Below are 17,096 nucleotides of genomic sequence, written 5' to 3' on the forward strand. Positions count from 1 at the left end.
CGGGTCCTCGTCGGTCAGGCACGGTCGGCCACACGCTCGCCCAGCAGGCCCTGCGGACGCAGCGTCAGCACGAGGATCAGCACGACGAAGGCGAAGATGTCCTGGTAGTGGCTGCCCAGCACGCCGCCGGTGAGGGCGCCGATGTAGCCGGCACCCAGCGACTCGATGAGCCCCAGCAGCACGCCGCCCACCATGGCGCCCGGCAGGTTGCCGATGCCGCCGAAGACCGCTGCGGTGAAGGCCTTGAGGCCCGGCAGGAAGCCCATGGTGTGCTGCACCGAGCCGTAGTTGGCGGCGTACATCACGCCGGCCAGCGCGGCCAGCGCGGCACCGATGATGAAGGTGGCCGAGATCACCATGTCGGGGCGCACGCCCATGAGGCCCGCCACGCGCGGGTTCTCGGCGGTGGCGCGCATCGCGCGGCCGAGCTTGGTGTAGTTCACCACGTACATCAGGCCCGCCAGCGTCACCGCGGTGGCGATGAGGATCAGGATCTGGGTGGTGTTGATGACCGCGCCGCCGATGAAGAACGGCTCGCTGGGCAGCAGGATCGGGTACGGCTTGTAGCCCGGCTTCCAGATGATCATGGCCAGCGTCTGCAGCAGCAGCGACATGCCCATGGCGGTGATCAGCGGCGCCAGGCGCGGCGCGTTGCGCAGCGGCCGGTAGGCGATCTTCTCGATGGTGAAGTTGAGCGCCGCGCACACCACGATCGCGGCGATGAGCGAGATCAGCAACAGGAGCCAGCCCGGGAGTCCGCTGCCGGCCAGCACCGTGACGACCGTCCAGCTCGTCAAAGCGCCCACCATCAGCACTTCGCCGTGGGCAAAGTTGATGAGGTTGATGATGCCGTAGACCATCGTGTAGCCCAGTGCCACGAGCGCATACACGCTGCCCAGCACCAGACCATTGATGATCTGCTGTATGAGGATGTCCATCCTGCTGTCTCCTGTGTTGACGACAAACGGCGGGCTCTTGCGAGTCCCGCCGCCGACGATCCCGTCCGGCCTCAGACGAAAGAAGGGCTGGTGGGGAATCGTGCCGGCACTCTACCTACGCCCCACCCTGCCCAGGCCTATGGCTTGTGCGGGTAGCAAAAAGCCCGCCGCGAATGTGGCGGGCTTTGCTTTTGGGCAGGTCGGGCACCAAACGGCGCGCATTGTAACGGCGGCGCCTTCCGCACAAGACACTGAGTTTTCGGATCAACCCATGAATTTTTCGCCACGGGTTATGCGTTTCTTCAGGTTTTGTTCGATTCTTCGTTCAAACGGCGGAGCTCTTGAAGGCGCTCGCCTATGCGGATCTCCAGCCCCCTGGGTACCGGCTCGTAGAACCGCTGTGCCGCCATGCCGTCGGGGAAGTAGTTCTCACCCGCCGCAAAGCCGCCCGCCTCGTCGTGCGCGTAGCGATAGCCCTTGCCGTAGTCGAGCTGCTTCATCAGCCTGGTGGGCGCATTGCGCAGGCGCAGCGGCACCGGCCGGGTGACGTCCTGCTTCACGAAGGCGCGCACGGCGTTGTAGGCCGCATAGACCGCATTGCTCTTGGGCGCCACCGCGAGGTAGACGATGGCCTGGGCCAGCGCCAGCTCGCCTTCGGGCGAGCCGAGGCGCTCGTAGGTCTCGGCGGCGTCGAGCGCCAGGCGCAGGGCGCGCGGATCGGCCAGGCCGATGTCCTCGTTGGCCATGCGCACCATGCGCCGCGCGATGTAGCGCGGGTCCACGCCGCCGTCGACCATGCGCACGAACCAGTACAGCGCGGCATCGGGGTCGGACCCGCGCACGCTCTTGTGCAGCGCAGAGATGGTGTCGTAGAACTGCTCGCCGCCCTTGTCGTAGCGGCGCAGCTGCTCGCCGAGCGACCGCTCGAGCAGCGGCTCGTCGATCTCGGTCACCTCGCCCACCATGCGGGCGACGTTCTCGAAGGTGTTGAGCAGCCGGCGCGCGTCGCCGTCGGCGTAGGCGATGAGCCGCACGGTGGCCGCCTCCGAAAGCGGCGGCGCTTCGAGCAGCTTGCGGCCGCGCTCGAGCATGACCCGCAGGTCCTCGTCGGACAGCGACTGCAGCACGTGCACCGTGGCCCGCGACAGCAGCGCCGAATTGACCTCGAACGACGGGTTCTCCGTGGTGGCGCCGATGAAGGTGAACAGCCCGGACTCGACGTGGGGCAGGAAGGCGTCCTGCTGGGCCTTGTTGAAGCGATGCACCTCGTCGACGAACACGATGGTGCGCTGCGCACCACCCAGCAGCCCTCCGCGATGGCGCGCCTGCTGCGCCTGCTCGACCGCGTCTCGGATGTCCTTCACGCCGCCCAGCACCGCGGAGATGGGAATGAACAGCGCGTCGAAGGCGTCGGCCATCAGCCGCGCCAGCGTGGTCTTGCCGACGCCGGGCGGGCCCCACAGGATCATCGAATGGGGCTGGCCAGACTCGAACGCCGCCCGCAGTGGCTTGCCGGGCCCCAGCAGGTGCTGCTGGCCGATCACTTCATCGAGGGTCCTGGGGCGCAGCCGTTCGGCGAGCGGAGCCTCCAGCGCGTCGGCCGGCTTCATGGAAACGCTACTGGGAAAGCACGTCCGCGCCGGGCGGCGGCGTGAAGCGGAAGCGGTCGGCCGGCAGCGACGCGTTGGCCTCCACCTGGGTGAAGTCGAGCCGCGAACGCTGGCCGAAGCTGTCGACGATCTCGACCGCCGCCAGCTGCTTCGCCCTGAAGGCCACCTTCACCGACTGGAAGCCGCTGTCCTTCTGCCTGGGCGTGGCCAGCACCCACTGCAGCCCGCCCTCGTCCGGCAGCGCCTTCAGGGTGAAGTCCTTGTCGAGGTTGCTGCCGGCGAGCAGGGCGGCAGGCGTGGAGCCGAGGGCCTCGCCCATGGGCCGCACGGTCACCTGGTTCAGGTCGGGGTCGTGCAGCCAGATCTTCTGGCCGTCGCCCACGATGAGCTGCTCGTAGGGCTTGGCATAGGCGAACCGGAAACGGTTGGGACGCGCGAACTCGAAGCTGCCGTTGGACGACTTCTTCTTGGCACCGTCGGGCGAGGTGACCACCTGCGTGAAGCTGGCGCGGCCGGTCTTCACGTCGCTGACGAAGGCCTTGAGCGTGTCGATCGCATCGGCATGGGCCGCAGCGCCTGCGAACAGCAGCGCACCGGCAAGAAGCACTCGTTTCATGGACGGGATCATTCGGAGGGGCGGGCCGGGGCGAGGATGTCCCGGTTGCCGTTGGTGGACATGCCGGATACGAGCCCCGACTTTTCCATTTGTTCCAGCAGGCGTGCTGCCCGGTTGTAGCCGATGCGTAAATGTCTTTGAACCAGCGAGATCGACGCGCGGCGATGCTGCAGCACCACCGCCACCGCCTGGTCGTACATCGGGTCGGCCTCGCCCTCGCCGCCGCCGGCGGGCGAGCCGTCGAGGTTGCTACCTTCATCGTCGAGGTTGCCGCCCTCGAGAATGCCTTCGATGTAGTTGGGCTCGCCCTGGCTCTTGAGGTATTCGACGACGCGGTGCACCTCGTCGTCGCTCACGAAGGCGCCGTGCACCCGCACCGGCAGGCCGGTGCCCGGCGCGAGATAGAGCATGTCGCCCTGCCCCAGCAGCGCCTCGGCACCCATCTGGTCGAGGATGGTGCGGCTGTCGATCTTGCTGCTCACCTGGAAGGCGACGCGGGTGGGGATGTTGGCCTTGATGAGGCCGGTGATCACGTCGACGCTGGGACGCTGGGTGGCCAGGATGAGGTGAATGCCGGCGGCTCGCGCCTTCTGGGCCAGCCGGGCGATCAGCTCCTCGATCTTCTTGCCCACCACCATCATCAGGTCGGCGAGCTCGTCGATCACGACCACGATGTAGGGCAGCCGCTCGAGCGGCTCCGGCGCCTCGGGCGTCAGGCTGAACGGATTGGGCAGCTTCTCGCCGCGGGCGTTCGCCTCTTCGATCTTCTTGTTGTAGCCGGCCAGGTTGCGAACGCCCAGCTTGCTCATCAGCTTGTAGCGCCGCTCCATCTCGCCCACGCCCCAGTTGAGCGCATTGCCGGCCTGCTTCATGTCGGTGACCACCGGGCACAGCAGGTGCGGAATGCCCTCGTAGACGCTCATCTCGAGCATCTTCGGGTCGATGAGGATGAGGCGCACGTCCTTGGCCTCGGCCTTGTACAGCAGGCTCAGGATGGTGGCGTTGATGCCAACCGACTTGCCCGAGCCGGTGGTGCCGGCGATCAGGCAGTGCGGCATCTTCGCGAGGTCGGCCACCACCGGGCCGCCGACGATGTCCTTGCCCAGCCCCATGGTGAGCATGGACTGCGCATCGTTGTAGGCCTGCGAGCCCAGGATCTCGGACAGGCGGATCATCTGGCGCTTGGCGTTCGGCAGCTCGAGCGCCATGTAGTTCTTGCCCGGGATGGTCTCGACCACGCGGATGCTCACGAGGCTCAGCGAACGCGCCAGGTCCTTCGCGAGGTTGACGATCTGCGAGCCCTTCACGCCGGTGGCCGGCTCGATCTCGTAGCGTGTGATCACCGGGCCGGGCGAGGCCGCCACCACACGCACCTCGACGCCGAAGTCCTTGAGCTTCTTCTCGATGAGCCGCGAGGTCATCTCGAGCGACTCGGGCGTCACCGTCTCCAGGCGGCCGGGGGCGGCGTCGAGCAGGTCCACCTGCGGCAGCTTGGTGTCGGCCAACTCGCTGAACAGCGGCTTCTGCTTTTCCTTCACCACCCGCTCGCTCTTGGGCACCTCGACCACCGGCTTCTCGATCACGATGGGCACGTGGTCCTCGATCACGTGGCGCTCGATCTCGACCACCTGCTCGCGCTCCTTGATGGCCTGCTCGCCGATGCGGATGTCCTCGGCCCGCTCGATGCGCTCCTGGCGACGCTCACGCAGGCCCTCGATCGCCCCGCCCAGGCGCTCGGCCACTGCCACCCACGAAAAGCGGAAGGCGAGCGAGAGGCCCACCACGAGGGTGGCGATCCAGAACACACCCGACCCCACGAAACCCAGCAATCGCTGGCTCAGGGGCCCGAGCGTGTAGCCCAGCACGCCGCCGGCATGACCGCCGGGAACGGCGGCCTCCCATTGGTAGAGCCGGCTCCATTCGAGCGACGTGCTCGACACGAGCAGCAGGGCCATACCGAGCCAGAACACCCACACCGGCCGGTGCGAAGTGCCGAGGTTCGAAGCCGGCTCATGCGGCGCATCGGCGCGGAGCAGGCGCGCCAGCGCCCCCAGCCAGCCGCGGGCCCCCAGGGCGAGCAGCCACCACGCCGAATAGCCGAGCAGGAAGAACGCCAGGTCCGAAAGCCAGGCGCCGAGCACACCCGCCTTGTTGTGGATTTCCGGGCCGAGGCCGGAAGTGGAAAACGCGGCGTCACTGCCGCTGTGCGTCACGAAAGCCAGCGCCGCCAGCAGCCAGCCCACGCCGCCGAGCACGACGGCCAACTGCAGCTTCCAGCGCGGCGCGGGGTCGGCTGGCGCCGACGCTGCAGCAGCAGCTGCAGCAGCACGCCCCCGGCCCCGTTCAACGGTAGCGCCGGAGGTCGAGCCTTCCGAGCGCAAGGAACCCAACGGAAATGTCATGCCGCGATTGTGGCCGAACGGCCCGGGCGGCCACTCTTGCGAGCGGCGCGCTTGTCACCGCTCGTTTCGCTTTCACGCTCACTGGGCGGTCAAGCGTTCCTTCAACACCACGGAACCGTTTTCCTGAGTCTCGACGTAGCCGCGCTCTTCGAGGTCCTTCATCACGCGGCTGACCATCTCGCGCGAAGCACCCACGATCTTGGCCAGGTCCTGCCGCGAGACCTTGTTGCGGATGATCTTGATCTCGCCGTCCTGCTCGGACATGTCGAGCAGCGTGCGGGCCACCCGACCGTACACGTCGAGCAGCGCCAGCGACTCGATCTGGCGGTCGGCGTTGCGCAGCCGCGCCACCAGCCCGCGCATGATCGCGTAGGACAGGCTGGAGTTCTCGGGCAGGCAGCGCGCGAATTCGGTGCGGCCGAGCACCAGCACGTCCGTCTGCACCTCGGCACGCACCGTGGCGGAGTGCGGCTCGTTGTCGATGAGGCTCATCTCGCCGACGTAGTCGCCCGGCTGCAGCACCGCCAGGATCACCTCGCGGCCGCGCGAGTCGGCCGTCAGGACGCGTGCGCGGCCGGTCAGCAGGATGAACAACGCATTCGACTTGCGCCCCTGCTCGACGATGATTTCGCCACGGCGGAAGCGGCGCTTCACCACACCCTCGGCAACGGCCTCGGCCTGGTCGCTCGTGAGCATGGAGAACAGCGGCACGCGACGGATCAGGTCAAGGTTGGACAACATCGCCATGGGCACGCTCCTCTGAATGCGTTCTCTTCTCTATTGATGCGATTGCCTGCGTCAAGAATGAGGCGCAGGCGCCGTTCCTACAATGTGAGGCCTTGATTCCCCGGCCGGCGCGGCCAGTTGCCCTGAAAGCAACGGTGCCCTGCCAGCGGATCGTGACATCCTTCACGCGCCGAACTCTAACCGAAGCACGTGCGTGTTGGCATCAGGCGAGTCCCGTGCCAACCCGCTTTCTGCAGCAACGAGCAACACATGAGCACCAATCACCAGCATGCCCAGGTCCTGATTCTTGGCTCCGGCCCCGCCGGCTACACCGCGGCCATCTATGCGGCCCGGGCAAACTTGAAGCCGCTGCTGGTGACCGGCCTCCACCAGGGCGGCCAGCTGATGACCACCACCGACGTGGACAACTGGCCGGCCGACGTGATGGGCGTGCAGGGCCCCGACCTGATGCAGCGCTTCCAGCAGCATGCCGAGCGGTTCAACACGCAGATCGTGTTCGACCACATCAACCAGGTCGACCTTTCCAAGCGCCCCTTCACCCTCAAGGGCGACGCAGGCACCTACACCTGCGACTCGCTGATCATCGCGACCGGCGCATCGGCCAAGTACCTGGGCCTGCCTTCGGAGGAAGCCTTCATGGGTCGAGGCGTCAGCGGCTGCGCCACCTGTGACGGCTTCTTCTATCGCGAGCAGACGGTATGCGTGGTCGGCGGCGGCAACACGGCCGTCGAGGAAGCGCTGTACTTGTCGAACATCGCCGCCAAGGTGCACCTGATCCATCGCCGCGACAAGTTCAAGGCGGAGGCCATCCTGGTCGACAAGCTGATGGACAAGGTCAAGGCCGGCAAGATCGAGCTGCACCTGTTCAACACGCTTGACGAAGTGCTGGGCGACGCCAGCGGCGTGACCGGCGTGCGCCTCAAGTCCACCGAGGACGGCAGCACCACCGAGCTCAAGCTGCAGGGCTGCTTCATCGCCATCGGCCACCAGCCCAACACCGACATCTTCCAGGGCCAGCTGGAGATGAAGGATGGCTACATCCTCACCCGCTCCGGCCTGAACGGCTTCGCGACGATGACCAGCGTGCCCGGCGTCTTTGCCGCCGGCGACGTACAGGACCACGTGTACCGCCAGGCCATCACCAGCGCGGGCACCGGCTGCATGGCCGCGCTGGACGCGCAGCGCTTCCTGGAGCAGTAAAACGCCACGGCGGGGCCGTGCTTTCGCATTGCCGGCAAATCCGGCTATAATCGTCGTCTTTGCCGAACCAGCCCCAGTGCGCCTTCGCGCGCTGGAAGGGCCGCCACCAAGCCGGGGTCAGCACAAACCTGAAGCCCGGCCTGCTCTGGCAGCCGCATCGAAACACATCGTACGGAGAAGCGTCATGGCACGCGTCTGTCAAGTCACGGGCAAGGGCCCGATGGTGGGGAACAACGTTTCCCACGCCAACAACAAGACCAAGCGTCGTTTCCTGCCCAACCTGCAGTACCGCCGTTTCTGGCTCGAGACCGAAAACCGCTGGGTGCGCCTGCGCGTGAGCAACGCCGCGCTGCGCCTGATCGACAAGGTGGGCATCGACCAGGTGGTCGCTGACCTGCGCGCCAAGGGCGAACTCTGATTCACCGCTGATCTAGGAGCACATCATGGCCAAAGGCGCACGCGAGAAGATCAAGCTGGAATCCACTGCCGGCACCGGTCACTTCTACACGACCACCAAGAACAAGAAGACCACGCCCGAAAAGATGGAACTGATGAAGTTCGATCCGAAGGCACGCAAGCATGTGGCTTACAAGGAAGTGAAGCTGAAGTAATTCGGCCCTCTTTCACCGAGAAACCCGCCCGGTTCGCGCCCGGCGGGTTTTTTGTTTGTCGGTTGCTGAGGGGGGCGAAGAAGAGAGCACCAAAAGAAAAAGCGCCTCGATCGAGGCGCTTTGCTACCGGGAGCGGCCTGCCTCAGGCGTGGGCCGCGCGCAGCTTCAACGCGAATTCCTGCAGGGCGGCGATGCCGCTTTCCTCGGCCTTCTTGCACCAGGCCTGCAGGTCGCTCACCAGTTGCTCGGCCGACACGTTCGTGCGGGTCCACAGCTGGCGCAGCTCCTCACGCATCGTGACCAGCTTGTCGAGCACCGGATGCTCGGCACGGGTCGCGGCGATCTGGGCCCGCAGTTCCTGCGGGATCTTGTCGTCGTCGCGGTGCAGCCAGCGGCGCGCCAGGCGCATCTGCGTCCACTTGGCGCCGTTCTTGGCGCCCTGCGCCTTCAGGCGGTCGAGCTCGGCCCCGCAGGCGCGCTTGAGCTCCTTGGCGTACTTGGCCATCACCTCGTAGCGGTTGGCAATGATGGCCTCGAGCGTCTTGGAATCGGCCACCGGCTTCACCACGCCCAGCTTGAGCTCGGGAGGCGTCTTGCGGACCTTGGCCAGCCCCAGCATCTCGAGTCCGCGGATGTAGACCCATCCGATGTCGAACTCGCCCTTCTTCACCGACAGCTTGGCGCTGGTCGGATAGGTGTGGTGGTTGTTGTGCAGTTCCTCGCCGCCGATGATGATGCCCCACGGCGAGATGTTGGTCGAAGCGTCGGCCGCCTCGAAGTTGCGGTAGCCCCACCAGTGGCCCAGGCCGTTGATGATGCCGGCCGCGGTGACCGGGATCCACAGCATCTGCACGGCCCACACCGCGGCGCCCGCGGCGCCGAACAGCAGCAGGTCGAGGATCAGCGTGAGGCCGACGCCCTGCCAGCTGTAGCGGCTGTAGACGTTGCGCTCCATCCAGTCGTCAGGCGTGCCGTGGCCGAACTTGGCCAGGGTTTCCTGGTTCTTGGCTTCGGCGCGGTACAGCTCGCTGCCTTCGAGCAGCACCTTCTTGATGCCGTGGGTCTGCGGGCTGTGCGGGTCATCGACCGTTTCGCACTTGGCGTGGTGCTTGCGGTGGATGGCCACCCATTCCTTGGTCACCATGCCGGTGCCCAGCCACAGCCAGAGGCGGAAGAAATGCATCACCGCGGGATGCAGGTCGAGCGCGCGGTGAGCCTGTGAGCGGTGCAGGAAGATCGTGACCGAAGCGATGGTCACGTGCGTGAAGGCCAGCGTGTACAGCACGATCTGCCACCACGCGGCGTCCAGCAGCCCGTAGGCCAGCCAGTTCACGGTGCCGTCGAACAACGACATCAAAACGTCCATTCTGTAGAGCCTTTTCCGAAGAGTGCGGAATTGTAGGTGCCGGGGTCTCCAAGCGGCGCGTGGAACTACGCACTTTTGGCGACGCAGTTGTGAAGAGTGGGGCCGGGTTGCGCCAGCTCAAACCATCCTCTGCACACATGCCATAGCCAGCGGCTATTTTCGTTCCCAGACGGCGGCGAAAAAACCGTCGGTCTGGTGCCGGTGCGGCCACAACCGCAGGTATTCGCCCGCCACCAGCCCGTCGGCCTTGGAAACCTTGGCCCGCTCCAGCACCTCGCGTGCCTGAAGCGGAACGAAATCCTTGTGCTCTGCGCTGAAGGCTCCGGCGATGTCCTCGTTCTCCGCCTGCAACAGGCTGCAGGTGGCGTAGACGAGCCGGCCGCCGGGCTTCAGCAGCCGGGCTGCGCTGGCGAGGATGGCGGCCTGCTTGGCCTTGAGTTCATCGAGTGCCTGCGGCGACTGGCGCCACTTCAGGTCGGGATTTCGCCGCAGGGTGCCCAGGCCCGAACAGGGCGCGTCCACCAGCACGCGGTCGATCTTGCCGGCCAGCCGCTTGATGCGCTCGTCGCGCTCATGCGCGATCTGGGCCGGGTACACGTTGGACAGGCCGCTGCGCGCCAGCCGCGGCTTCAGCGCGTCGAGCCGGTGCCCGGACACGTCGAACGCGTAGAGGCGGCCGGTGTTGCGCATCATCGCCCCCAGCGCCAGCGTCTTGCCGCCGGCACCTGCGCAGAAGTCCACCACCATCTCGCCGCGCCGGGCCTCGGTGAGCAGGGCCAGCAGCTGGCTGCCTTCGTCCTGCACTTCCACGTCGCCGCGGGTGAACAGCTCCAGCCGGCTGAGTGCCGGCTTGCCTTCGACCCGCACGCCCCAGGGCGAATGCGGCGTGGCCGCTGCGGCAATGCCGGCCTGCGCCAGCACAGGCAGCACGTCTTCCCGCTTGGCCTTCAGCGCGTTGACCCGCAGGTCGAGCGGCGCACTCTGGTTGAGGCTGTCCACCAGCGGCCAGAACTCGTCGCCGAGCGTGTCCTGCAAAGGCGTCGCCAGCCAGTCCGGCAGGTTATGACGCAGCTTTGTGGGCAGCGTCTTCACATCGACGCCACGCGCGCGGCCGACCCACTCGGCTTCGTGCGGGCCCATCCCGCCGCGCAGGTAGCTGTCGCTGCCCTGCCAGCCGAGGATGGCCAGGCGCCGCTCCATGGCGCCGCTGCCCGACTGGGCCAGGTGCTGGTACAGCAGGCGATGCCGCAGCACGTTGTAGGCGGTCTCGGCGAGCGTGTGGCGTTCCCGAGGCCCCAGATCCTTGTGCTGGCGGAAGAAGGCCGACACCACGGCGTCGGCCGGCGAATCGAGCCGCAGCACGTTGCGCAGCAGTTCGGTGGCGAGATCGAGCAGGTGAGCAGGACGCATGGCGATGACCGATCAGAGTTCGAGCTGGGCCGCGGCGGCCTTGTGGCGCACGATGCCGGCCGCATCGACCTGCAGCTGGCCTTCGACCATCCACCGCACGGCGCGCGGGTAGATCACATGCTCCTTGGCTAGCACGCGGGCGGCCAGCGACTGCGGCGTGTCGTCGGCCAGCACCGGCACCGCCGCCTGGGCGATGACCGGGCCATGGTCGAGCTCGGGCGTCACGAGGTGGACAGTGGCGCCGTGCACCTTGCAACCTGCCTCGAGCGCGCGTTCGTGCGTGTGCAGGCCCGGGAACGCCGGCAGCAGCGACGGGTGGATGTTCACCAGCCGCCCCTCGTAACGCTGCACGAAACCGGGGGTGAGGATGCGCATGAATCCGGCGAGCACCACGACGTCGGGCGCAAACCCATCGATGCAGCGCGCCAGCGCGGCATCGAAGTCCTCGCGGGAGGCGTAGTCGCGATGGCTCACCACGGCGGTGGCAATGCCGTGCGAAGCCGCGAAGGCGAGGCCGGCGGCGTCGGCCTTGTTGCTGATGACAGCGGCCACGCGCGCCGGCCACTTCTCACGCGCATTCGCGTGGACGATGGCTTCCATGTTGGAGCCCCGCCCCGAGATCAGGATCACGATGTTCTTCATCGGCCGGCAGTTTAGTCGCCGGGGGTGCCCGGCCAGGCGTCCCGGCCTCCTAGAATCCGCCCCCACATGGAATCCGACGTCATCCGCACCCTCCTGGTGTACGCCCTGCCCGTGCTGTTCGCGATCACGCTGCACGAGGCGGCCCACGGTTATGTGGCGCGCCACTACGGCGACCCGACGGCCGAGCAGGCCGGCCGCATCTCGCTCAACCCCATACGTCACATCGACCCGATCGGCACGGTGCTGATGCCGCTGCTGCTGTACGTGGCGACGTCGGGTGCCTTCGTGTTCGGTTATGCGAAGCCGGTGCCGGTGGACTGGCGCCAGCTGCGCCACCCGAAACGCGACATGGTGTGGGTGGCCTTTGCCGGCCCGTGCGCCAACCTCCTGCAGGCGGTCGGCTGGGCGGTGTTCGGCGCCGTGCTGCTGGGCCTGGGCATCGACGAGGAATTCTTCCTGCTGATGGCCCGCGCCGGCGTGCTGGTGAACCTGGTGATGTTCGCCTTCAACCTGGTGCCGGTGCCGCCGCTGGACGGCGGGCGTATCCTCGTGGGCCTGCTGCCGGTGCGCCTTGCGCTGCCGGTGGCAAGGCTGGAGCCCTACGGCTTCTTCATCGTCATGGGACTGGTGCTGGTGGGCGTCGTGAGCACTTACTGGATGCTGCCGATCATGGCCGCGCTGCTGCAGATGCTGAGTGCGGCGCTGCCCTCGCTGCCCACCCTCATCGGCCTGCAATGAAACCTCGTGTGCTGTCGGGCATGCGCCCTACCGGCGCGCTGCACCTGGGTCACTACCACGGCGCCCTGAAGAACTGGGTGCGCCTGCAGCACGACTACGACTGCTACTACTTCGTGGCCGACTGGCATGCGATGACGACGCACTACGAGGACCATGCCGACCTCGAACGCAACGTCTACGACATGGTGGTCGACTGGCTGGCCGCCGGCATCGAACCCGATCGCGCCACGCTGTTCATCCAGAGCCGCATGCCGGAGCATGCCGAGCTGTTCACGCTGCTGGCCATGGGCACGCCGCTGTCGTGGCTGCAGCGCCTGCCCACCTATCGCGACCAGATGGTCCAGGCGACGGACCGCCACCTCGCAACCTTCGGCTTCCTCGGCTACCCGCTGCTGCAGGCGGCCGACATCCTCATCTACAAGGCCGCCTTCGTGCCGGTGGGCGAAGACCAGGCGCCGCACGTGGAAGTCACCCGCGAAGTGGCGCGCCGCTTCAACCACCTCCATGCCGGCGGGCAGACGGTGCTCCCCGAGCCGCGGGCCCTGTTCACCGAGGTGGGCCGCATGCCGGGCCTCGACGGCGCGCGCATGAGCAAGAGCGCCGGCAATGCGATCGCCATGCGCGACGAGCCGGCCGTGGTCGAAGAGAAAGTGCGGCGCATGCCCACCGACCCGCAGCGCGTGCGCCGCAGCGACCCTGGCGACCCCGAGCGCTGCCCGGTGTGGAAGCTGCACCAGGTCTATTCGGATGCCGCGGTGAAGGACTGGGCGGTCAAGGGCTGCACCAGCGCCGGCATCGGCTGCCTGGACTGCAAGCAGCCGGTCATCGATGCCATCCTGAAGGAGCAGAAACCTTGGCGCGAACGCGCCGAGGCCTACCTCGGCAATCCGAAGCAGGTGCACTGGATCGTCGAGGTCGGCACCGAACGAGCCCGCCGCGTGGCCCGCGAGACGATGAAGGAAGTGCGCTCGGCCATGGGCCTGGTGTACTAGTCCCGGTCACCCGTCGACTCCAGAAAGAATGCCCGGCATCCACATCACCGACATCGAGTCCGCCATCAACTGGTGGCGCGAGCGTTCGCCCTCGCCCGACGGCATCACCGCCTGCAAGGAAGTGCTGTCGCTCGCGGAGGTGTACGCGCTGATGGTCTATTACCGCGAGCAGTATTGCGACGAGGCTTCGATGCCGGCCAAGGCCAAGGCCGCCTGGCTCGCCTGGTACGACTCCACGCCGGACACGCCCTGCATCGCCATCTGCTCCACCAGCCAGGGCGACGACGTCTGCAAGGGCTGCGGCCGCACCTTCGAAGAAGTGCAGCACTGGCCCCAGATGACGCCGGTCGAGAAGCGCGCCACCTGGCGGCGCATCGTCATGGAAGACACCGCCTGGCGGTTCAACCGCTACTCGGAACGGGCGCTCGACGCCGGCAGGGAAGGCTCGGGCGCGGAAGCCGGCGCCGAGGCGGGCTCCGGCGGCGCCTGAGGCGCCGAAGCGGGCGCGGCTGGCTCAGGCGCAGAGGCCGCTGGCGTGGAGGCCGCCGGCCCGCAAGCCCCGCCACTCGCCGGCGCCTCGCCCTTCAGCAGCCGCAGGATGCGCGCGCCGGCCCGGCCTGTCTCCGCCAGCCCCAGCCGAGCTTCCTCGACCTTGATCGCGGCACTGGTGAGCGGCCCTTCCGAACCATCGACGCTCACGCCGCAATGCCCTCGCTGCAGCAGCAGCGATTGCAGCTCGCGGAACTCGGCCCGGGAGATGCCGGCATCGTCGGTCGGCCATGCCACCCGCTGCGGAGGCGCGCCTCGCAGCGCGTCGGCCAGCAGGCCGATCGCGAGGCCGTAGGCATCGGCCCGGTTGTAGCGCCAGATCGCCTGGTAGTTGGGCGTCACCAGCCAGGCAGGGCCGTCCGGACCGGCCGGCGCCAGCAGCGCGGCGGTGGTGCCGCCGTTCCAGCGCGGCCACGCCGCGGTGTAGTCCGCCAGCGCCTGGCCGTCGACGCCCTGCACGCCGAACGTCGCCCATTGCTCCACCGTGCGGCACCGGGCCGCGGCGGGCGCCACCGCCAGGCAGCCATGTTCGCCCTCCGGCGCGTTCAGGGCCTCGACCACCGTTCTTGGCGCGCGCACTTCCACTCCCCACGGCAGGCCGTCCAGCCAGCCCAGGCCGTTCAAGTAGCGCGCCGTCGTTGCCAGCGCATCGGGCACGCTGTTGACGATGTCGGGCGCTCCCGAACCGTCGCCGTCGTCCATGTAGCGGGTAAAGGTGCCGGGCATGAACTGCGTCTTGCCGAAGGCGCCTGCCCAGGAACCGCGGAACTCGTCGGGCTTCACCAGCCCTTCCTGCAACAGCCACAGCGCCGCGAAGAAATGGTTCTTGCGTTCGTTGCTGGCGAGGTTCAGGCAGGCGCGGCTCAAGGTGGCGTCGACCACCGGGTAGCGCCCGCGGACGCGGCCGTAGTCGGTCTCGATGCCGAACACGGCCACCGCAGTGGCCCCGTCGACACCATGCCTGGCGTGGATGGAGGCCAGTGCCGCCGACTCGCGCGCCAGCATCTCGCGGCCTTCGGCGATGCGCTGACCATCCACGCGGCGCATCAGGTAGTCCCAGATGAACAGCTTGAACTCGGGCTGCGTGGCGGTGAACCGCTCGACGTCCGCGCGCAGGTCCTGCGCAGTGCGGGTGTAAGTGTCGAAAGTCTCGCTGCGCACCTCGGGGTGGCGCTTCAGCTCGGCGCGCAGGGCGCTCACGCAACGGCCGAAATCGCCCGCCGGCTGCGGCAGCACCGGCGCGGGCAGCGCGAGCATCGACGCGGCCGCGCAGGCCGCGGACCAGCGGCGCAGCAGCAAAGGTCGAAACACGTCGGAAGCCATGGCGGGCCAGTGTAGGCACGACACGCGGATTACCTAAGTCACGCGGGAGAAGCCCCCCGTCTGGCTATTCTTTGGACCGAGCCAAGGAGTAGACCCCGTGAGCAACTTCCCGATGCGGCCTGCGCGCTGCACCGCAGTGCTGGCTGCAGCGGCGATGCTGTTCTTGAGCGCATGCGGCGGCCCGCCCAAGCCGGCTCAGGTGAGCGGCACGATCGAGGCTTCCACCAGCGTGAACCCCAGCGTCAGCAGGCGGCCTTCGCCGGTGACGGTGCGCGTGTACGAACTCAAGACGGCCACCGCCTTCAACAGCGCCGACTTCGTGTCGCTGTACCAGCGCGACCAGGCCGAGCTCGGCGCCGACCTGCTGGGCCGCGAGGAGTTCAGCCTCGCCCCGGGTGAGTCCAGGCCCTACAACAAGACCCTGTCGCCCGACACACGCTTCATCGGCGTGTTCGCCGCCTACCGCGACCTTGAACGCGCGAGATGGCGCGCGGTGCTGCCTGTGCAGCCCGGCAAGAAGCACCGGATCGTGATCCGGGCCGAGGAACTGTCGGTCTCCGCCGCCGCCACGAAATAAGCCGCCACAACGAAACAGCCGCCAACGCACATGAGCTTGCAAAGCCGAGTCGTGTGGTCGCAGGGCATGTTCCTGCTGCCGCATCACTTCCAGCAGGAGGCACGGCACGTCGAATACCAGATCGACATGCGGCTGCGTGCAGCCGGCCCCTACGCCTGGGGCTTCTTCGAACTGGCGCTCGACGAAGGCCAGCTGGCGCTCGGCCGTGTCAACCTGCTGAGAGCCAGCGGCGTGCTGCCCGACGGCACGCCGTTCTCGATCCCGGACAACGATGCCGTACCGGTGCCGCTGGACGTTCCGGCCGACATGAAAGGCGAGCTGGTCTGCCTCGCGATTCCTCTCAAGCGCGAAGGCGTCACCGAAGTCGCGTTCGACGCAGAGGCGCAGGAGATGTACCGCTATCGCGCGGCCGACAACGAGATCCGCGACCACACCAGCGCCAGCGACGATCCCGAAGCCGTGCAGACCGGTGCGCTGCAGCTGCGCCTGCTGCGCGGCCGCGACGCCAGCGACGCCTACGCGCTGCTGGGCGTGGCCCGCGTGGTGGAGCGCCGCCCCGACCATCAGGTCGTGCTCGACCGCACCTACATTGCGCCGCAGACGCGCATCGAAGCCACCGCCCAGCTGTCGGCCACCGCCTCTCTTCTGCACGGCCTGATGCAGCAGCGTGCGCGCCTGCTGGCTTCGCGGATGGGGCAGCTGAGCCACGGCGTGTCCGAGATGGCCGACTTCCTCATGCTGCAGTCGCTCAACCGGGCCGAGCCGCTGTTCCGCCAGCATGCCGCCGCGCCGCACGGCCACCCGCAGGACTTCTATTTCGCCTGCCTGCAGCTGGCGGGCGACCTTGCCACCTTCACGAGCGAGCAGCGCCATCCGCCGGACTACCCGGTCTACAGGCACGACGACCTGCAGGGCACCTTCTCGCCGGTGGTCGAGGACCTGCGCCGCATGCTGTCCACCGTGCTGGAACGCAACGCGCTGCAGATCGACCTGGTGGACCGCAGCCACGGCGTGCGCACCGCGGTGATCCCCGACCCGGAACTCGCGCGCAGCGCCAGTTTCGTGCTGGCGGTCAACGCCCAGATGCCGGCCGAGCAGTTGCGCCAGCGTTTCCCCCTGCAGTCCAAGCTCGGCCCGGTGGACCGCATCCGCGACCTGGTGAACCTGCAGCTGCCGGGCGTCACGCTGCGCTCGCTGCCGGTGGCGCCGCGGCAGCTGCCCTTCCATGCCGGCTTCCACTACTTCGAGCTCGACCGCAACGGAGATCTGTGGAAGCAGCTCGAACGCAATGGCAGCCTCGCCCTGCACGTGGCGGGCGACTTCCCCGGCATCGAGCTGGAACTCTGGGCGATCCGCCAATGACGTGAGGGCACGG

17 protein-coding genes are annotated in these 17,096 nt (G+C 67.7%); 8 read left to right on the top strand and 9 right to left on the bottom strand.

Features of this window, described 5'->3' with window-relative positions:
* Window positions 1-14: 14 nt before the first annotated feature.
* The 5 genes from E8D38_RS10535 to E8D38_RS10555 form a co-directional block, all read right to left on the bottom strand.
* Window positions 15-938 (bottom strand): branched-chain amino acid ABC transporter permease, encoded by a 924-nt coding sequence (locus E8D38_RS10535; protein ID WP_140628973.1) that lies wholly within the window; start codon window positions 936-938, stop codon window positions 15-17.
* Between the two features lie 302 nt (window positions 939-1,240).
* The gene (locus E8D38_RS10540) at window positions 1,241-2,548 is read right to left on the bottom strand and encodes a replication-associated recombination protein A (RefSeq protein ID WP_140628975.1); all 1,308 of its coding nucleotides are present in this window, start codon (window positions 2,546-2,548) and stop codon (window positions 1,241-1,243) included.
* Window positions 2,549-2,555: 7 nt separating this feature from the next.
* Entirely contained in the window at window positions 2,556-3,164 is a 609-nt protein-coding gene (gene lolA / locus E8D38_RS10545) for an outer membrane lipoprotein periplasmic chaperone LolA (RefSeq protein WP_140628978.1), read from the bottom strand.
* 8 nt (window positions 3,165-3,172) lie between these two features.
* Entirely contained in the window at window positions 3,173-5,566 is a 2,394-nt protein-coding gene (locus E8D38_RS10550) for a DNA translocase FtsK (RefSeq protein WP_140628980.1), read from the bottom strand.
* A gap of 78 nt (window positions 5,567-5,644) precedes the next feature.
* On the bottom strand, window positions 5,645-6,313 hold the full coding sequence (locus E8D38_RS10555; RefSeq protein ID WP_140628983.1) for a Crp/Fnr family transcriptional regulator: 669 nt from the start codon (window positions 6,311-6,313) through the stop codon (window positions 5,645-5,647).
* Between the two features lie 249 nt (window positions 6,314-6,562).
* Between E8D38_RS10555 and trxB the strand changes: the two genes are divergently transcribed.
* The 3 genes from trxB to rpmG all read left to right on the top strand — a co-directional run bounded on the left by trxB (window position 6,563) and on the right by rpmG (window position 8,124).
* Window positions 6,563-7,513, top strand: coding sequence for a thioredoxin-disulfide reductase (trxB, locus tag E8D38_RS10560; protein WP_140628985.1), 951 nt, complete (start codon window positions 6,563-6,565; stop codon window positions 7,511-7,513).
* A gap of 184 nt (window positions 7,514-7,697) precedes the next feature.
* Window positions 7,698-7,931 carry a 50S ribosomal protein L28 gene (rpmB, locus tag E8D38_RS10565; protein WP_104303251.1) on the top strand — a complete coding sequence of 78 codons (234 nt, stop codon included), beginning with the start codon at window positions 7,698-7,700 and terminating at the stop codon, window positions 7,929-7,931.
* A 25-nt stretch (window positions 7,932-7,956) separates the two neighbouring features.
* Window positions 7,957-8,124, top strand: a complete 168-nt coding sequence (rpmG, locus tag E8D38_RS10570; RefSeq protein WP_140628988.1) for a 50S ribosomal protein L33 — start codon at window positions 7,957-7,959, stop codon at window positions 8,122-8,124.
* A 142-nt stretch (window positions 8,125-8,266) separates the two neighbouring features.
* Here rpmG and E8D38_RS10575 read toward each other — a convergent pair whose 3' ends face one another.
* The 3 genes from E8D38_RS10575 to purN all read right to left on the bottom strand — a co-directional run bounded on the left by E8D38_RS10575 (window position 8,267) and on the right by purN (window position 11,542).
* On the bottom strand, window positions 8,267-9,478 hold the full coding sequence (locus E8D38_RS10575) for a DesA family fatty acid desaturase (RefSeq protein ID WP_246099427.1): 1,212 nt from the start codon (window positions 9,476-9,478) through the stop codon (window positions 8,267-8,269).
* A 165-nt stretch (window positions 9,479-9,643) separates the two neighbouring features.
* Complete coding sequence (locus E8D38_RS10580) at window positions 9,644-10,900, bottom strand: RsmB/NOP family class I SAM-dependent RNA methyltransferase (RefSeq protein ID WP_140628994.1); 1,257 nt, start codon at window positions 10,898-10,900, stop codon at window positions 9,644-9,646.
* 12 nt (window positions 10,901-10,912) lie between these two features.
* Window positions 10,913-11,542, bottom strand: a complete 630-nt coding sequence (gene purN, locus E8D38_RS10585; protein WP_140628997.1) for a phosphoribosylglycinamide formyltransferase — start codon at window positions 11,540-11,542, stop codon at window positions 10,913-10,915.
* Between the two features lie 66 nt (window positions 11,543-11,608).
* Between purN and E8D38_RS10590 the strand changes: the two genes are divergently transcribed.
* The 3 genes from E8D38_RS10590 to E8D38_RS10600 are packed head-to-tail and all read left to right on the top strand — an operon-like array spanning window position 11,609 to window position 13,762.
* Window positions 11,609-12,280, top strand: coding sequence for a site-2 protease family protein (locus E8D38_RS10590; protein ID WP_246099428.1), 672 nt, complete (start codon window positions 11,609-11,611; stop codon window positions 12,278-12,280).
* A complete protein-coding gene (gene trpS / locus E8D38_RS10595; protein WP_140629000.1) occupies window positions 12,277-13,272 on the top strand; it encodes a tryptophan--tRNA ligase in 996 nt (331 codons plus the stop codon). The genes E8D38_RS10590 and trpS overlap by 4 nt, the downstream gene beginning before the upstream one ends.
* A gap of 28 nt (window positions 13,273-13,300) precedes the next feature.
* The gene (locus E8D38_RS10600) at window positions 13,301-13,762 is read left to right on the top strand and encodes a DUF3717 domain-containing protein (RefSeq protein ID WP_140629003.1); all 462 of its coding nucleotides are present in this window, start codon (window positions 13,301-13,303) and stop codon (window positions 13,760-13,762) included.
* Here E8D38_RS10600 and E8D38_RS10605 read toward each other — a convergent pair.
* Window positions 13,681-15,132, bottom strand: a complete 1,452-nt coding sequence (locus E8D38_RS10605) for a lytic murein transglycosylase (protein ID WP_181179037.1) — start codon at window positions 15,130-15,132, stop codon at window positions 13,681-13,683. The genes E8D38_RS10600 and E8D38_RS10605 overlap by 82 nt on opposite strands.
* 109 nt (window positions 15,133-15,241) lie before the next feature.
* Between E8D38_RS10605 and tssJ the strand changes: the two genes are divergently transcribed.
* Both tssJ and tssK read left to right on the top strand, forming a co-directional pair.
* Window positions 15,242-15,721 carry a type VI secretion system lipoprotein TssJ gene (gene tssJ / locus E8D38_RS10610; RefSeq protein ID WP_140629009.1) on the top strand — a complete coding sequence of 160 codons (480 nt, stop codon included), beginning with the start codon at window positions 15,242-15,244 and terminating at the stop codon, window positions 15,719-15,721.
* Between the two features lie 30 nt (window positions 15,722-15,751).
* Complete coding sequence (tssK, locus tag E8D38_RS10615) at window positions 15,752-17,083, top strand: type VI secretion system baseplate subunit TssK (protein WP_140629012.1); 1,332 nt, start codon at window positions 15,752-15,754, stop codon at window positions 17,081-17,083.
* Window positions 17,084-17,096 lie beyond the last annotated feature (13 nt).

The organism is Methylibium rhizosphaerae, from assembly GCF_006386545.1.
In the GTDB taxonomy this organism is placed as follows: domain Bacteria; phylum Pseudomonadota; class Gammaproteobacteria; order Burkholderiales; family Burkholderiaceae_C; genus Pseudorivibacter; species Pseudorivibacter rhizosphaerae.